Below are 15,034 nucleotides of genomic sequence, written 5' to 3' on the forward strand. Positions count from 1 at the left end.
GGTCGGGTCGTACCGGTGCCGGGTCAGGCGACACCGAGGTACGCCTCCTTGACGGCCGGGTCGTGCAGCAGGTCGGCGCCGGTGCCGGACTTGACGATCCGGCCGGTCTCCAGCACGTACGCGCGGTGGGCCCGGGACAGCGCCTGTTGGGCGTTCTGCTCGACCAGCAGGACCGTGGTGCCCTGCTGGTTGATCTCCACGATGATGTCGAAGATCTGCTGGATCAGCATCGGGGCGAGCCCCATCGACGGCTCGTCGAGCAGCAGCAGCTTCGGCCGGCTCATCAGCGCGCGGCCCACGGCGAGCATCTGCTGCTCGCCGCCGGACAGCGTGCCGCCGGGCTGCCTGCGACGCTCGGCCAGCCGGGGGAACAGGCCCAGCACCCGGTCCAGGTCTGCGGCGATACCGGCGCGGTCGCGCCGGGTGTACGCCCCCATGTCGAGGTTCTCCAGCACCGTCATGCCGGGAAAGATGCCCCGGCCCTCCGGTGCCTGGCACAGTCCGCGCCGGACCCGCAGGTCGGCCCGGAGCTTGGAGATGTCCTCGCCGTCGAAGGTGATCCGCCCGGCGGCGATCGGCCGGATGCCGGAAATCGCCCGCATGGTGGTTGATTTGCCGGCACCGTTGGCGCCGATCAGGGCGACGATCTCGCCCTCGTTCACCGTCAGGCTGATGCCGTGCAGCGCCTGGATCCGCCCGTACAGCAGGCTGACGTCGTCGATCTCAAGCAGCATCGTCGGGCACTCCCAGGTAGGCGGCGATCACCCGGTGGTCGTCCCGCACCTCGGCGGGCAGGCCTTCGGCGATCTTCTTTCCGAACTCCAGCACCACGATCCGGTCGGTGACCCCCATGACCAGACGCATGTCGTGCTCGATCAGCAGCACGGTGACGCCCCGGTCGCGGATCTGCCGGATCAGTTGGAGCAGTTCCTCCTTCTCCGCCGGGTTGAACCCGGCCGCCGGCTCGTCGAGGCAGAGCAGCACCGGGCTGGTGGCCAGCGCCCGGGCGATCTCCAGCCGCCGCTGTTCGCCGTACGACAGGTTGCGGGCCATCTCGTTGATCCGGTGGCCGATGCCGACGAAGTCCAGCAGTTCGCGGGCCTTCTCCCGGCCGTCACGCTCCTCGCGCCAGTGCCGTGGCAGCCGCAGCATCGCCGAGATGACGCTGGTCTTGTGGTGGGCGTCCGCGCCGACCTGGACGTTCTCCAGTGCGGTCATCTCGGGGAACAGCCGGATGTTCTGGAACGTCCGGGCCATGCCCATCTTGGTGATCTGGTGGCGCTTCTTGCCGGTGATCCGCTGGCCGCGGAACCGGATCTCGCCCTCGGTGGGCCGGTAGATGCCGGTCATCGCGTTGAAGCAGGTCGTCTTGCCGGCCCCGTTCGGGCCGATCAGGCCGAGGATCTCGCCCTTGTAGAGGGTGAAGTTCACGTCGTCCAGGGCGACCACGCCGCCGAAGCGCAGCGTGACGTGGTCGACCTCGAGCAGGGGTTCGCGGGTCGCGGCGGTCGGGCCGGTCCCGGTCGCTTCGGTGTCAGCCACCGACGGCCACCTCCTTTCGGCGGTCCTTGAACTCGGCGGATCGTCGCCGGTTGGCGATCAGGCCCTGCGGCCGGAAGATCATCATGATCACGAGAGTCAGGCCGAAGACCAGGAACCGGTACTCGTAGAGTTCGATGCCGAACAGCTCGATGCCCCGGAAGCGTTCGATCAGGTACGCCACCAGGCCGCCGCCGACGATCGCGCCGACGATGTTGCCGGAGCCGCCGAGGATCACCGCCGCCAGGATGATGATCGAGTTGAGTAGCTCGAAGTTCTGCGAGCTGACGAAGTTCTGCTTGCCGGCGAACAACGCGCCGGCAAGCCCACCGATCGCCGCGCCCATGGCGAACGCCCACAGCTTGAACTTGAAGGTGGGCACCCCCATCAGCTGGGCGGCGTCCTCGTCCTCCCGGATCGAGACCCAGGCCCGGCCGACCCGGCTGCGGTTGAGGTTGCTGACCAGGATCACCACCACGATGATCAGGGTGAGCACCAGCCAGTAGTACGGGCGGGCGTCGAGTACGCCGAAGACCGGTTTGCCGTCGGCGTACTCGCCGGGCGGGTGCGGAATCTGGTTGAGCCCGCGCTGGCCCTTGAGGAACTCGGAGCTGACCGCGGCGATCCGGATCATCTCGGCGAAGCCGAGGGTGACGATCGCCAGGTAGTCGCCGCGCAGCCGCAGGGTCGGGGTGCCGAGCATCAGGCCGGAGATCATCGTGATGCCGATCGCCAGCGGCAGCGCCGCCAGCCACGGCCAGAGCGTCTTGAGGTCGCTGCTGGGCGAGGTGAGCACCGCGACCGTGTACGCGCCGACGGCGAAGAAGCCGAAGTAGCCGAGGTCGAGCAGGCCGGCGAAGCCGACCACGATGTTCAGCCCGACCGCCAGCAGCACGTAGATGGAGACGGTGAACAGGACCTGACCGAAGTTGGACTCGGTGGTCGGGATCGGCCCGAGGTGCTGGTAGAAGCCTTCGTTGGGCAGGGCGTAGAAGAACACCACCACGGCGGCGATCAGCACCCAGCGGGTCCACTTGGGCATGTGGTGCCAGCGGTCGGAGAGCTCGCCGCGTGCGTCGTGCAGCTTGGTCCGCAGACTGGTCATACCCGCGCCCTCCCCAGGGATTCGCCGAGCAGGCCGGTCGGCCGGAACATCAGCAGGACGACCAGCACGGCGAAGGCCACGAAGTCCTTCCACTGCGTACCGAACAGACCGGAGGCGTAGTTCTCGACCACGCCGAGCAGAAAGCCGCCGAGCAGCGCGCCGCGCAGGTTGCCGATCCCGCCGAGCACGGCTGCGGTGAACGCCTTGAGCCCGAGCAGGAAGCCGACACTGTAGGTGAGCACCCCGATGCGGACGTTGTAGAGCAGGCCGGCGACGCCGGCCATCAGGCCGCCCATCACGAAGATGATCATGATGATCCGGTCCTTGTTGACCCCCATCAGCGCGGCGGTGTTCGGGTCCTGGGCGACGGCGCGCACGCCCCGGCCCATTCGGCTGCGGTTGATGAACAGGTCGAGGCCGATCATCATGCCCAGCGCCGCGACGACGGTCAGCACCTGCACGATGCTGACCGGCACACCGTTGACGGTGAACCACGGCTCGTTGCTGATGATGGTCGGCAGGCCCTGCGGCAACCGCCGGGTGTAGATCCCGAACGCCTCGGCCATCACGATGGACGCGCCGATCGCGGTGATCAGGAAGGCCAGCGGCGGCGCGTTGCGCTTGCGCAACGGCCGGTACGCGACCCGTTCGACCAGGGTCGCGGTCGCTGCCGACGCCAGCGCTGCGGCGACCATCGCGATCAGGAAGTAGAAGACGATCTGGCCCACTCCGCTGACCACCGAGTCCTGGGTCAGGCCGAGCGCGCCCCAGGTCCACAGCGCGGCGAACGCGCCGGCGATGAAGACCTCGGAGTGGGCGAAGTTGATGAGTCTGAGCACGCCGTAGACCAGCGTGTAGCCCAGCGCGACCAGGGCATAGATGGCGCCCTGTGTCAAGCCGGTCGTGGTGAGCTCTCCGAAGTTCGAGAGCAGTCCGTTGACGTCCAAGGAGGGTGCTCCATCGAGGGCTGGGAAAAGAGTCGGGTGCGGCCGGGAGCGTGCTCCCGGCCGCACCCGCTAGACAGCTGATCTCGCCGATCGGGCGGATCAGGGCTTGGGGATCTCCTGGTCCGCCACGACCTCGCCGTCGACGACCTTGAACGCCCAGACGACAACCTGGTTGACGTCCATCTCGCCCTTCTCGTCGAACTTGTAGCTGGCCGCGACGCCTTCGCCCTCGTAGCCACGCACCCACTCGAGCAGCGCCTCGCGGGTGGTGTTGCCCTCCTTGATGCCCTCGAGCATGATGTTCGCCGCGTCGTAGGCGGTGTCGCTGTAGGTGCCCGGCGGGCTGCCGTGCAGCGCCTCGTAGTCGGCGGCGAAGCTACCGCGCGCCTCGGTGGCCGGCTGGCAGGGGCAGGTGAGAATGGTGCCCTCGGCCGCAGCCGCACCGGCCGACTCGACGAACGCCGGGTCGTTGACGCCGTCACCGGCAACCATCGTCGCGGTGATGCCCGCGTCGGTGAGCTGCTTACGGATCAGGCCGGCCTCCTGGTAGTAGCCACCGAAGAAGACCGCCTCCGCCTCCGAGGAACGCACCTTGGTGACGGTCGCGGAGAAGTCGACCTGCTTGCCCTCGCCCTGGACCTTGTCGGAGTCGACAACCAGGTCACCGAGGACGTTCTTGACCTCGTCGGCCAGCCCGGCGCCGTACGCCGACTGGTCGTCGATGACGAAGACCTTCTCCGCGTTCAGCACGTCGCGGATGTAGACACCGGCGGCCGGACCCTGGCTCAGGTCGTTGCCGACGCCCCGGAAGAAGGTCGGCCAGCCCTGGTCGGCCAGGCTCGGCCGGGTCGCCGACGGGGTGATGGTGACCAGACCGGCCTCGGCGAACAGCGGGCCGGCCGCCTCCGACTCACCGGAGTACGCCGGACCGACGATGCCGAGCATCTTCTCGTCGTCGATGGCCCGCTGGGCCAGACCCGGCGCCTGGTCCGGGCTGCCCTGCGAGTCCAGGCCAACCAGCTCGACCTCGCAGTCCGGGTTCGCCTCGTTGTACTGCTCGACCGCGAGCGCGGCACCGTTGTTCTCGTTGATGCCGAGCGCCGCAGAGGGGCCGGTCAGCGCCCCGAAAAAGGCGATCTTGTAACCACACGCATCGCCGCCAGCTTCCGTAGTGTCGCCGTCGCCGCCGCCGCAGGCGGCGCCGCCCGCGACGAGCGCCATCATGGCGACGCCGCCGAGCACGCGGACAAGATTACGCTTCAAGGCTCGAAACCCTCCTAGATCCAATTGGCCCGAACCACCCACTGCCGATTGGCTCTTGCGGGAAGCACGCACCCAGCCGTTATCCCGGCCTTGGGGCGGGACGCTATCCCACCTGCCGGGCACGCCGTAAGGTTCAGGAAGGGCCGTTGACAAAAACGTTACGTAGCGTGGCCTGACTGCCCGTATGGCTGTAACACGAGACGACCGTCATCCCCCGACGTCGATGCCGGGGCAGCGGCTCACTACTGCTGGCTGGCGGCCTCGGCTCACTGCTGCTGGCTGGCGGCCTCACCGGGCGTCTCGGCCAGGATCCGGTCGGCGACGTCGCGCATGGTCATCCGGTGGTCCATCGCCATCCGCTGGATCCACTTGAACGCCTGCGGCTCGGTCATGCCGTACGAGGTCATCAACATGCCCTTGGCCCGCTCGACGACCTTGCGGGTCTCCAGCCGGTCGGTCAGGCCAGCGACCTCCGACTCCAGCGCGGCCACCTCGGAGTAGCGGGACAGCGCGATCTCGATCGCCGGCACCAGGTCACTCTTCTGGAACGGCTTCACCAGGTACGCCATCGCACCCGCCGCCCGGGCCCGCTCCACCAGGTCCCGCTGGCTGAAGGCGGTGAGGATGACCACCGGGGCGATCCGGCCACCGGCGATCCGCTCGGCCGCCGCCAACCCGTCCATGATCGGCATCTTGATGTCAAGGATGACCAGGTCGGGCTTGAGCTCCTCGGCGAGCCGGACGGCCGTCTCGCCGTCCCCGGCCTCGCCGACCACGTCGTAGCCCTCCTCCAGGAGCATCTCCGCCAGATCGAGGCGGATCAACGCCTCGTCCTCCGCGATCAGCACCCGCCTGCGCTCGGCACCCGCCTGCGTGTCGGCCACGTACCCCTACCCCCAACGCTTGCCACCCGACACCCACCGGGTTGGGTGTCGCCGCCTTCAGCGTAGTAGGTAGGCTTGCCGTAGCCGGGCCCCAGACCCGACAAAGGTCCCCGTACTCCAACCGGTAGAGAGACGGAGCTCAAACCTCCGACAGTGTGGGTTCGAATCCCACCGGGGGCACCACCCGACCGGCCGGCACGCCGTCGTCGACCCGCCAGCCGCTGCGGATGTCCAAGACCAGGGTCACCGAGCACGCCGAGGGCGTAGGCTCGGCTGGTTATGGAGCTGGTCATTGCACTCTTTTGCATAATCTCGCTGGTGGTGCTGGTCTTCGCCGGGTACGGCGTGGCGGTGTACAACGGACTGGTCACCGCCCGTAACGCGTTCCGGAACGCGTTCGCCCAGATCGACGTACAGCTGACCCGACGCCACGATCTCATCCCCAACCTCGTCGAGGTCGCCAAGGGGTACATGAGACACGAACGTGAGGCGCTCGAAGCGGTGATCGCCGCTCGCGGCGGCGCGGTCGACGCGCAGGCCGCCGCGACCGGCAAGCCGGGCGACCCGGCGGCGATGCAGCAGCTCGCCGGGGCCGAGAACATGCTGACCCAGAGCCTGGGCCGGTTGTTCGCGCTCTCCGAGGCGTACCCGGACCTCAAGGCCAACCAGAACATGATGCAGCTGACCGAGGAGCTGGCCTCCACCGAGAACCGGGTCGCGTTCGCCCGGCAGGCCTACAACGACGCGGTGATGGGCTACAACAACAAGCGGGAACGGTTCCCCGGCAGCATGATCGCGAACATGTTCTCGTTCGGCCCGGCCGCCCCGTTCGAGGTCGACGATCCGCAGCAGCGGCAGGCCCCCCGGATCACCTTCTGATCGATGAACTTCTTCGAGCGCCAGCGTCAGGTCCGGCGGGTCTCCGCCCGGCTGGTCGTGCTGTTCGTGGCCGCCGTCGTCGGCATCGTGGCCGTGGTCGACCTCGCCGTCTTCGTCGTCTTCGACGGCGCGTCCCGGCAACCGGCCGCGCTCCTCGGCATGCTGGTGGTGACCAGCCTGGCGACCGTTGCGGTGATCGGCCTGGCGGCGCTGGTCCGCACCGTCACGCTGCGCGGTGGCGGCGGGCGGGTGGCCCGGGAGCTCGGCGGCGTCCCGGTGCCGCCGGACACCACCGACCCGCAGCTGCGCCGGCTGCGCAACGTGGTGGAGGAGATCGCCATCGCCTCCAGCGTGCCGGTGCCGGAGATCTACCTGCTGCCGCGCGAGGAGGGCATCAACGCGTTCGCCGCCGGCTGGTCGACCTCGGACGCGGCCATCGCGGTCACCCGTGGCACCCTGGAGCGGCTCAACCGCGACGAGCTGCAGGGCGTCATCGCGCACGAGTTCAGCCACGTGGTCAACGGCGACATGCGACTCAACATCCGGTTGATGGGGCTGCTGTTCGGCATCCTGTTCCTGGCGGTGATCGGGCGCGGGCTACTGCGCACCGGATTCGTCAGCGGTGGCCGCACCCGCAGCGACAACCGGGGCGGCAACCCGCTGCCGCTGATCGGGCTGGCGATGATCGCCGCCGGGTACGTCGGTGTGCTGGTCGGCCGGCTGATCAAAGCGTCGGTCTCCCGGCAGCGCGAGTACCTGGCCGACGCGTCGGCGGTGCAGTTCACCCGGCAGACCGCCGGGCTGGCCGGTGCGCTCAAGAAGATCGCCGGGCTGCCCGCCGGGTCACAGCTGAAGAGTCCGAAGTCCGAAGAGGTCGGCCACATGCTGTTCGGGCCGGGTGGCAGGCTGACCGCGCTGTTCTCGACGCATCCACCGATCGCCGACCGGATCAAGGCGCTCGATCCCAGCTTCGACCCGGCCGAGCTGACCACGCTGTCCAGGCGGTGGGCGGCGGCCCCGCCGTCCGGGCTGGCCGAGGACCGCGCGCTCGGGCTGACCGGCGGCACCCCGGGCGGTGCCGCGTTGCCCGCCGACGCCGCGTTGCCCGCCGACGACACCCGGGTGCCGATGGACCCGGCCCAGGTCGTCGACCGGATCGGCGCGCCGCCGGCGAGCGCCTACCAACACGCCGCCGACCTGCTCTCCCGGATCCCGCAGGAGCTGACGGAGCAGGCCCGTCGACCGGACACAGTGGCACCGTTGATCCTCGGCCTGCTGCTGTCGGCCGACCCGCAGGTCCGCGCCGGCCAGCATGCCGCCATCACCCAGCGGTACGGCACCCCGCTCGCCGACGCCGCCTGGCAGGCCGGTGCGCGGACCGCCGGCCTGCACCCGATGCTGCGGCTGCCGCTGGCCGAGATCGCCTTCCCCGCGTTGGCGCAGCGGTCACCGGCCGAACGCGACACGCTCGCCGATGCGATGGCCACCCTGGTCCGGGCCGATGGCCGGGTCAGCGTCTTCGAGTACTGCCTGTCCCGGCTCGTCGGCGATGAGCTGCGCGAATCGCTGCGGCCATCGTCGCAGCCGGGCCACGGCCGCCGTACGCTGCGCGCCAGCCAACCTGCCGTACAGACGCTGCTCAGCGTGCTCGCCCAGGCCGGGCACCCGGATCCGGCCGCCGCGCAGCGGGCCTTCGCCGCCGGTGCGGCGCACGCCCTGCCCCAGGCATCCGCCCGGTTCACCCCGCCTGCGGGCGGCGTACTGGAGCTGGAATCGGTCTGGCCGATCCTCGACAAACTGCGCCCAGTGGAGAAGTCCCGGCTGGTAGCGGCGGCTGTCGCGGTGATCGGACACGACGGGGTGATGACCGTGCCGGAGGTCGAGTTGCTGCGGACCATCTGCCTGATCCTGCACAGCCCACTGCCACCACTGCCGGTGCCGGCCTGACCGCTCACAGCGTGCCCCTGGAGCCGCGCTCGTGACGACTTCCTCGCTGACCGACCTCGGACAGCCGTGATCCACAGCGTCTCTTCGACCCGACACGCCGGCGTGTGGTCAGCTGGAGCGCTGTGGATCACGGCGCACGCGTTGCTGTCGGAGCGCGCGGATCGACTCCCAGTCCCGATCAAGTTGCAACCTCGACGCAGTTGCCTTGTGAGCTACTTCGGCTGCTCTTCCGCCACTCCGCACCGGTCAGATCAGACATGATTCCACCCCGGTCGACTTCCGCCTATCTCCTACCTACCAGGGTAGTAGCTTGCGGTTGTAGAAGAGGTCGCCGGTGAGTCCATTGTCGGGGAGCGTGGCCAGCCAGGTGAAGGTGTCGGCTGCTTCGCCGGGGGTGTGGTTGGCTTTTCCGTAGGCGAGGCGAGTGTTGACCTTCCCCGGCGACGCCGCGTTGACGAGGATGTTGTGCTCGTGTAGCTCTGCGGCGAGGATCTGGGGCTGGGTAAGCGCGTTGACGCCTGCTTTGGAGACTCGGTAGGAGACGCTGCCGGTGCCCATTTCGGCGGACGTACCCATGTGGCTGGTGACGGTGACGATCCGGCCGTACCCGTTTCGCTTCATCTCGGGGATGGCGGCGGTGCACCAGCGCCAGGTGCCGATGAGGTTCGCGTCGAGGGTCGCAGCGACCTTCTCCATGTCGGCCGCGCTGGCGGCCTGGCCTCGGTCGATGGCGATGGCAGCGTTGTTGACCAGGACGTCGAGCCGGCCGTACTGGTAGCCGACGTCGGCCATGGCACGGGCGACGCTGGCGGGGTCGGTGATGTCGAGCTGGTGGCCGGAGGCAGGCAGGCCGAGGCCGGTCAGCTCTGTGGCGGTGCGCTCTGCGGTTTCGTCGCTTCTGGCGGTGACCACCACGTGGAGGCCGGCCTGTGCGAGTTGCTGGGCGATTGCTCGGCCGAGCCCTCGGTTGGCTCCAGTGACGACGGCTACCCGCTGGACGCCCGATGTCATCGTGCTATGCGACCAGACTCCGTACGCGTGCGTCCAACTCGCGGGTGGCAGGGGTGTCGTACCTGGTGAGGCGGCTGTGGATGCCCATCAGTCGGTGGTGGTTCCGGAGGGACCCGGGTCTTCACGACCTCGGGTGCTGCGCGGTGCACGCCGGAGGTCGAGCTGCTACGGACAATCTGCCTGGTGCTGCACAGCCCGCTGCCCCACTGCCGGTGCCGGCCCGACCGCCGCCCACCGCCGGCCCGGGCGTGTCCTACGTGGGCACGGACGCGGAGACAGGAGCCCCACCCGGCTTGTCACCGCCGGGCAGGGCTCCTTGCGGCCTCCAACCGGTCACCATTGCGAGATGGTTACCTCGAAAGTCTGGCGAAGCCGAGGAAGGCATCCCATCCGCGAGAAGCGAAGAGCAACGTCGCCCCTTCCCGATCTTTGCTGTCTCGGACGGCGACGATTCCTGGGAGGTTGGTTGCAACCTCCACACAGTTGCCTTGGGAGCTACTTCGGCTACTCTTTCGCCACGCAGCACCAGTCAGGTCAGTCATGATTCCTCCCCTTGATTTCCTGCATGAGTTTACGGGACTCTTCAACGCTCAATGCCTGACGCGTAAGGGCGTTCCACACCTCGGCGTACGCCCTCACTTCTTCCAATCGGTCGATGTAGAGCGCTCCCGAAAGTCCTTCGTTGTATACGGTCGTTGGCTCTGCAGATCGGGCACCATTGGTCGGGAAATCCAAGATGACGAAGCTGCCGGCAATAGCGACCTGGCTCAACTTCTTGCTGAGTGGCAGGAGCCGGACGGACACGTTGGGCGCCACGCCCGCCTCCACGAGTCGGTCAATCTGCTCAGCCATGCCGGGAACGCTAGCGTGCAGGAGCGCCTCCTCGATAATGACATCCAGAGAGGGGGCAGCCGGCCGCTTTCGGACCAGCAGGCGTTGACGTTCCGCCCGCAGGCCAACGAGCTTGGCGACTTCGTCCTCGCTGACACCCTGTCGAGTTCGCGCTACCTCGGCGGTGTAGTCGGGTGTCTGCAACAGGCCGGGCACCAAGGCGTGTTCGTAGGTCCGAATGCGGCTGGCCGCAGACTCAAGGCCTACGTACAGCTCGAACCATCGAGGGATGACCTCCCCGTAGGCGTGGTACCAGCCCTTGCTCTTGGACTCCTTTGCAAGGCTGATCAAGACCTCGGTCATCTCCGATGACGCCCCGTACAGGCGGCACATCTGGTCGACATCAAGCGCTCGCACGGGGGTCTGACCTGACTCGATGCGGTACATCTTGGCGCGCGACCACTCAAGGTCGGAGGCCGCAGCCTCCAGGCCGATTCCGGCTTGCTCTCGGGCCTGCCTCAGCAGCCGGCCAAGCTCCCGCCGCGGCACCGTCGATCCCACTTCAGCCATCGGCACCATCCTCCCAGTCTCATCTTGATGCGTCGTCCGGCTTGCCGCGAGACGGCGCATGCATCACCGCCCACTAGTCGTGTCTCAGCATGATTGTCTCACCACGAGGGTTGCAGCGTGAACTGGTCATGCCGGACCGTAGCTGACTACAGGCGGAACTCCTGCCATCGCGATCCGATGTAGACAATAAGTTTTGAACTGATCTCCGCAGGTCGGTCGCGTGTCGCCTACCGCAGCAGATCGGACATGAGAGCCCGGACCACGTCCGGCTGGTCAAGACTGGAGGTCACACGTGTTTTTGCTGATCACCGCAATGGGCGGGCTGCTGCTCGGCCTCGGCGTCGGCTTCTTCACGTTCCGGCTGAAGCAGCGATGGTGTCCGAGGTGTGGGGCGACGTTGCGGTGTCCGGAGTGCGCGCCTCGGCATTCGATGCGGTTCAGCCCGACCGGGCCGGCCGGCCGGCCCGGCGCGGCCGGCGCTGGTCGGGCGGGTGCTGTCGGTCGGGCTGCGGTAGACGCGGCTCGAATGAACCGGGGCCGGTGGTCGCGGTGAGGGCACAGTTGCGGGACCTGTCCGCGTGCGGCGGCGATGCTCATGTAGTGGTGCGGCCGTCGTGGTCGTGCACCGGCTGCGGCGGATCCTGGCCGTGTCTGGTGGCGCGGGTCGAGCTGGCGGGCGTGTTCGGGCCGGTCGCGTTGGCGACATACATGGTGGAGCGGATGACCGAGGCGGCGTTCGACCTGCCCGACGTGACGGCGGCCGAGCTGTTCGACCGGTTCCTGCTGTGGACGTGGCGGCCATGCTGACCGTACGGGCCGCCACGACTGCCGATGTGGAGCCGTTGGCGGAGTTGTTGGCGCAGTCGTGTGTGCTGGACCCGGTGGTGTCCTGGCTGATCAATGATCACGCACTGCGGTACCTGACGATGTACCAGTTCTTCACCGCCGAGCTGGAGTTCGGCGTCCGGCACGGGATCGTCGACGTCGTCGGCCACTGCGACGGAGTCGCGATCTGGTACCCGCACCCGGCAGACCGGCTGCTCGCGGCGGAGCATCAACGGCGCAGGTTGCGGGCCTGCGGCGACCGGCACGGCCCGTACGCGCACTACACCTTCACCGCCGGCCGAGTGGAGCCGACAGGCCGGCACCACCATCTGGCGTTCCTGGCGGCGGCACCCTGGCTGAGACGGCGAGGCATCGGGTCGGCGCTGCTGGCCGCGCATCATGCCCGGCTCGACCGGATCGGCATGCCGGCCGTGGTCGAGGCGTGCAGCCAGCGACAGCGGGTGTTCCACGAACGCCACGGCTACCGGATCGTCCGGGTGGCGCACCTGCCGGCCGACGGCCCGCCGCTGTGGGCGATGCGCCGCTCCGGCGACCCGGTCGACCGACCACCCATGGCCGCAGCACTGCGCGTCGGCTGAGCCGGAAGAGCCGCAGCGCCGCGTCGATGTGAGGCTGAGATACCTCAAACCTGCGTCGTAGGGTATCTCAGCCTCACATCGATGCGTGCCGGTGGGAAACCGACCGGCCGGGTCGGGTCGGGTCGGGTCACCAGTTGTGCATGCTGCCGTCGGTGAGTCGGTTTACCGGCAATGACGCCGGCGCGTACGGGTAGCGCGCCGCCGCGGACTCGTCGATGTCGACGCCGAGCCCGGGTTCCTCGCCGGGGTGCAGGTAGCCGTCGGCGAACCGGTAAGCGTGCGGGAACACCTCGTCGGTGGCCTCGGTGTGCCGCATGTACTCCTGCAGACCGAAGTTGGGGATGCTCAGGTCGACGTGCAGCGCGGCGGCCATGCAGACCGGGGACAGGTCGGTGGCGCCGTGCGAGCCGCTGCGGACGTGGTGCAGCGCCGCCAGGTCGAAGATCCGCCGGAGGTGACTGATCCCGCCGGCCCGCACCACCGTGGTCCGGACGTAGTCGATCAACTGCTCGGTGATCAACTGCTGGCAGTCGAAAATGGTGTTGAAGACCTCGCCGACGGCGATCGGGGTGGTGGTGTGCTGGCGGATCAGCCGGAAGCCCTCCTGCAGTTCGGCCGGGACCGGGTCCTCCAGCCAGGTCAGCCGGTACGGTTCGAGGTCCTTGCCGAGCCGGGCCGCCTCGATCGGGGTGAGCCGGTGGTGGGCGTCGTGCAGCAGCTTCAGGTGCGGGCCGAACTCGTCGCGTACCGCCGCGAAGACCTGCGGGGTGTGCACCAGGTAGCGCTCGGTCGACCAGGTGGTCTCGGTGGGGATCGCGGCGTCGGCCGGCTCGTAGAACATCCGGTCCTTGCCGACGCCGTAGGTGGCCGGCAGGCCCGGGACGGCGGTCTGCACCCGCACCGCCCGGTAGCCGAGGTCGACGTAGCGGGCCACCTCGGCGAGCACCTCGGGGACCGTCTCGGCGTTGGCGTGGCCGTAGACGGTGACCCCGTCGCGGCAGCGACCGCCGAGCAGCTGGTAGACCGGCAGCCCGGCGACCTTTCCCTTGATGTCCCACAGCGCGGTGTCGACTGCCGCGATGGCGCTCATCGTGACCGGGCCGCGCCGCCAGTAGGCACCCCGGTACAGGTACTGCCAGGTGTCCTCGATCCGGCTCGCGTCCCGACCGATCAGCGTCGGTACCACGTGGTCACGCAGGTAGCTGGCGACGGCCAGTTCACGGCCGTTGAGGGTGGCGTCGCCGACGCCGGTCACACCGTCCGAGGTGACGATCTTCAAGGTGACGAAGTTGCGGCCCGGGCAGGTCACGATCACCCGGGCGTCCACGATCCGCATCGACCAGTCTCCTCGTCTGCGCGGCGGCCGGCTGCCGCTCGCCGCCGAGGTTAGCCGAACCGACGATGCCGGGAGATCCGGGCGGCGGGAAGATCCGGGTGGCGGGAAGATCCGGGCGCGGCACCGGGTTGGGCACAGGTGTGATCGACGTACCGCTCTCCGTCCTCGACGTGGCCCCAGTCGCCGCCGGCAGATCCGCCGGTGAGGCGCTGCGGCACACCACCGAGCTGGCCCGCCGAGTCGAGCAGCTCGGCTACCACCGGTTGTGGGTGGCCGAACACCACAACATGCCCGCCATCGCCAGCTCGGCCCCGGCGGTGCTGCTCGCCCACCTGGCTGCGGCCACCTCAACGATCCGGGTCGGCTCCGGCGGGGTGATGCTGCCCAACCATCCGCCGCTGGTGGTCGCCGAGCAGTTCGGCACGTTGGAGGCGCTGCACCCGGGCCGGGTCGATCTCGGCATCGGCCGGGCCCCGGGCACCGACCAGGCCACCGCACTGGCGCTGCGGCGCACCATGGCCGGGCTGGGCGCCGAGACGTTCCCGCAGGAGCTGGCGACCCTGATCGGCTATCTGCGCGGCGACGCCGGACCGATCGCCGCGACCCCGCACGCCGGGCAGTCACCGGCGATCTGGCTGCTCGGTTCCAGCGGATTCAGCGCCCAGCTCGCCGGCACCCTGGGTCTGCCGTTCTCCTTCGCACACCATTTCAGTGCGGCCAACACGCTGCCGGCGCTCGCGCTGTACCGGCAGCATTTCCGCCCGTCGGTGTGGTTGGACCGGCCGTACGCGATGGTCGCGGTCAACGTCGTCTGCGCCGAGTCGGACGAGCGGGCCGAGTGGCTGTCCGGCCCGGCCGCCCTGGCGTTCCTGCGGCTGCGCGCTGGGCGGCCGGAGGCACTGGTCAGCCCGGAGGAAGCGGCCGCCTATCCGTACACGGATCTCGAGCGGCAGTTCATCCGCCAACGCAACGACGAGCAGGCGGTCGGCTCCCCCGACACGGTCCGGCGGGCGCTGCACGAGTTGCGCGAGCGCACCGGTGCCGACGAGCTGATGTTGACCACGATGGTGTACGACGTCGCCGACCGGGTGCGCTCGTTCGAGCTGGTGGCCGGTGACCCGGGTCACCCCACGGACGGCGATCAATAGCCGGAAACAGGAGCTTCATCAGCTGGTCACCGCCGCGCGACGGTCCGCTGGCTATCGTCTTTGGCAGGTGATGGTTCGACGCACGAGATCACGCGTGGGGTGGATGTCGTCGCGTCCGCCGACGGGGGACCGGGTTCCGGTCCCCCGTCG

16 protein-coding genes and 1 tRNA gene are annotated in these 15,034 nt (G+C 68.9%); 6 read left to right on the top strand and 11 right to left on the bottom strand.

The genetic code is table 11. From position 1 onward, the window contains the following. Positions 1 to 23 precede the first annotated feature (23 nt). The 6 genes from ACN27J_RS08500 to ACN27J_RS08525 all read right to left on the bottom strand — a co-directional run bounded on the left by ACN27J_RS08500 (position 24) and on the right by ACN27J_RS08525 (position 5,738). Entirely contained in the window at positions 24 to 734 is a 711-nt protein-coding gene (locus tag ACN27J_RS08500; RefSeq protein ID WP_278170019.1) for an ABC transporter ATP-binding protein, read from the bottom strand. Beyond that, positions 724 to 1,542, bottom strand: a complete 819-nt coding sequence (locus tag ACN27J_RS08505) for an ABC transporter ATP-binding protein (RefSeq protein ID WP_421364947.1) — start codon at positions 1,540 to 1,542, stop codon at positions 724 to 726. The genes ACN27J_RS08500 and ACN27J_RS08505 overlap by 11 nt, the downstream gene beginning before the upstream one ends. Beyond that, positions 1,535 to 2,644 (bottom strand): branched-chain amino acid ABC transporter permease, encoded by a 1,110-nt coding sequence (locus ACN27J_RS08510; protein ID WP_421364949.1) that lies wholly within the window; start codon positions 2,642 to 2,644, stop codon positions 1,535 to 1,537. Before ACN27J_RS08510 ends, ACN27J_RS08505 begins: the two co-directional genes overlap by 8 nt. Next, the gene (locus tag ACN27J_RS08515) at positions 2,641 to 3,591 is read right to left on the bottom strand and encodes a branched-chain amino acid ABC transporter permease (protein ID WP_421364950.1); all 951 of its coding nucleotides are present in this window, start codon (positions 3,589 to 3,591) and stop codon (positions 2,641 to 2,643) included. The genes ACN27J_RS08510 and ACN27J_RS08515 overlap by 4 nt, the downstream gene beginning before the upstream one ends. 99 nt (positions 3,592 to 3,690) lie before the next feature. Then, positions 3,691 to 4,815, bottom strand: a complete 1,125-nt coding sequence (locus tag ACN27J_RS08520) for a branched-chain amino acid ABC transporter substrate-binding protein (RefSeq protein WP_421372157.1) — start codon at positions 4,813 to 4,815, stop codon at positions 3,691 to 3,693. Between the two features lie 305 nt (positions 4,816 to 5,120). Further along, positions 5,121 to 5,738: an ANTAR domain-containing response regulator gene (locus ACN27J_RS08525; RefSeq protein ID WP_123602467.1), complete on the bottom strand. Its 618-nt coding sequence runs from the start codon at positions 5,736 to 5,738 to the stop codon at positions 5,121 to 5,123. Between the two features lie 106 nt (positions 5,739 to 5,844). Between ACN27J_RS08525 and ACN27J_RS08530 the strand changes: the two genes are divergently transcribed. From ACN27J_RS08530 to ACN27J_RS08540, 3 genes are all read left to right on the top strand, one after another. Further along, positions 5,845 to 5,921 (top strand) — tRNA-Leu (locus ACN27J_RS08530). 135 nt (positions 5,922 to 6,056) lie between these two features. Further along, positions 6,057 to 6,617: a LemA family protein gene (locus ACN27J_RS08535; RefSeq protein ID WP_421364952.1), complete on the top strand. Its 561-nt coding sequence runs from the start codon at positions 6,057 to 6,059 to the stop codon at positions 6,615 to 6,617. A 3-nt stretch (positions 6,618 to 6,620) separates the two neighbouring features. Then, complete coding sequence (locus ACN27J_RS08540; RefSeq protein ID WP_421364953.1) at positions 6,621 to 8,564, top strand: M48 family metallopeptidase; 1,944 nt, start codon at positions 6,621 to 6,623, stop codon at positions 8,562 to 8,564. Between the two features lie 178 nt (positions 8,565 to 8,742). Here the strand turns inward: ACN27J_RS08540 and ACN27J_RS08545 are convergent, their stop codons facing one another. The 4 genes from ACN27J_RS08545 to ACN27J_RS08560 form a co-directional block, all read right to left on the bottom strand. Beyond that, entirely contained in the window at positions 8,743 to 8,823 is an 81-nt protein-coding gene (locus tag ACN27J_RS08545) for a DUF397 domain-containing protein (protein WP_421372158.1), read from the bottom strand. Positions 8,824 to 8,858: 35 nt separating this feature from the next. Then, positions 8,859 to 9,575: an SDR family NAD(P)-dependent oxidoreductase gene (locus tag ACN27J_RS08550; protein ID WP_421364955.1), complete on the bottom strand. Its 717-nt coding sequence runs from the start codon at positions 9,573 to 9,575 to the stop codon at positions 8,859 to 8,861. A gap of 350 nt (positions 9,576 to 9,925) precedes the next feature. After that, positions 9,926 to 10,117, bottom strand: coding sequence for a DUF397 domain-containing protein (locus ACN27J_RS08555; RefSeq protein ID WP_421364956.1), 192 nt, complete (start codon positions 10,115 to 10,117; stop codon positions 9,926 to 9,928). Beyond that, positions 10,110 to 10,976, bottom strand: coding sequence for a helix-turn-helix domain-containing protein (locus tag ACN27J_RS08560; RefSeq protein WP_421364958.1), 867 nt, complete (start codon positions 10,974 to 10,976; stop codon positions 10,110 to 10,112). The genes ACN27J_RS08555 and ACN27J_RS08560 overlap by 8 nt, the downstream gene beginning before the upstream one ends. Before the next feature lie 600 nt (positions 10,977 to 11,576). Between ACN27J_RS08560 and ACN27J_RS08565 the strand changes: the two genes are divergently transcribed. Both ACN27J_RS08565 and ACN27J_RS08570 read left to right on the top strand, forming a co-directional pair. Beyond that, positions 11,577 to 11,783: a hypothetical protein gene (locus ACN27J_RS08565; RefSeq protein WP_421364960.1), complete on the top strand. Its 207-nt coding sequence runs from the start codon at positions 11,577 to 11,579 to the stop codon at positions 11,781 to 11,783. Beyond that, positions 11,777 to 12,400: a GNAT family N-acetyltransferase gene (locus tag ACN27J_RS08570; RefSeq protein WP_421364962.1), complete on the top strand. Its 624-nt coding sequence runs from the start codon at positions 11,777 to 11,779 to the stop codon at positions 12,398 to 12,400. Before ACN27J_RS08565 ends, ACN27J_RS08570 begins: the two co-directional genes overlap by 7 nt. A gap of 127 nt (positions 12,401 to 12,527) precedes the next feature. Here the strand turns inward: ACN27J_RS08570 and manD are convergent, their stop codons facing one another. Beyond that, positions 12,528 to 13,736: a D-mannonate dehydratase ManD gene (gene manD, locus ACN27J_RS08575; protein WP_421364964.1), complete on the bottom strand. Its 1,209-nt coding sequence runs from the start codon at positions 13,734 to 13,736 to the stop codon at positions 12,528 to 12,530. 98 nt (positions 13,737 to 13,834) lie between these two features. On the opposite strand from manD, the gene ACN27J_RS08580 reads away from it, so the two are divergent. Continuing rightward, positions 13,835 to 14,884, top strand: coding sequence for an LLM class flavin-dependent oxidoreductase (locus ACN27J_RS08580; protein WP_421364965.1), 1,050 nt, complete (start codon positions 13,835 to 13,837; stop codon positions 14,882 to 14,884). Positions 14,885 to 15,034 lie beyond the last annotated feature (150 nt).

Source organism: Solwaraspora sp. WMMB762 (genome assembly GCF_049179115.1).
Lineage (GTDB): Bacteria > Actinomycetota > Actinomycetes > Mycobacteriales > Micromonosporaceae > Micromonospora_E.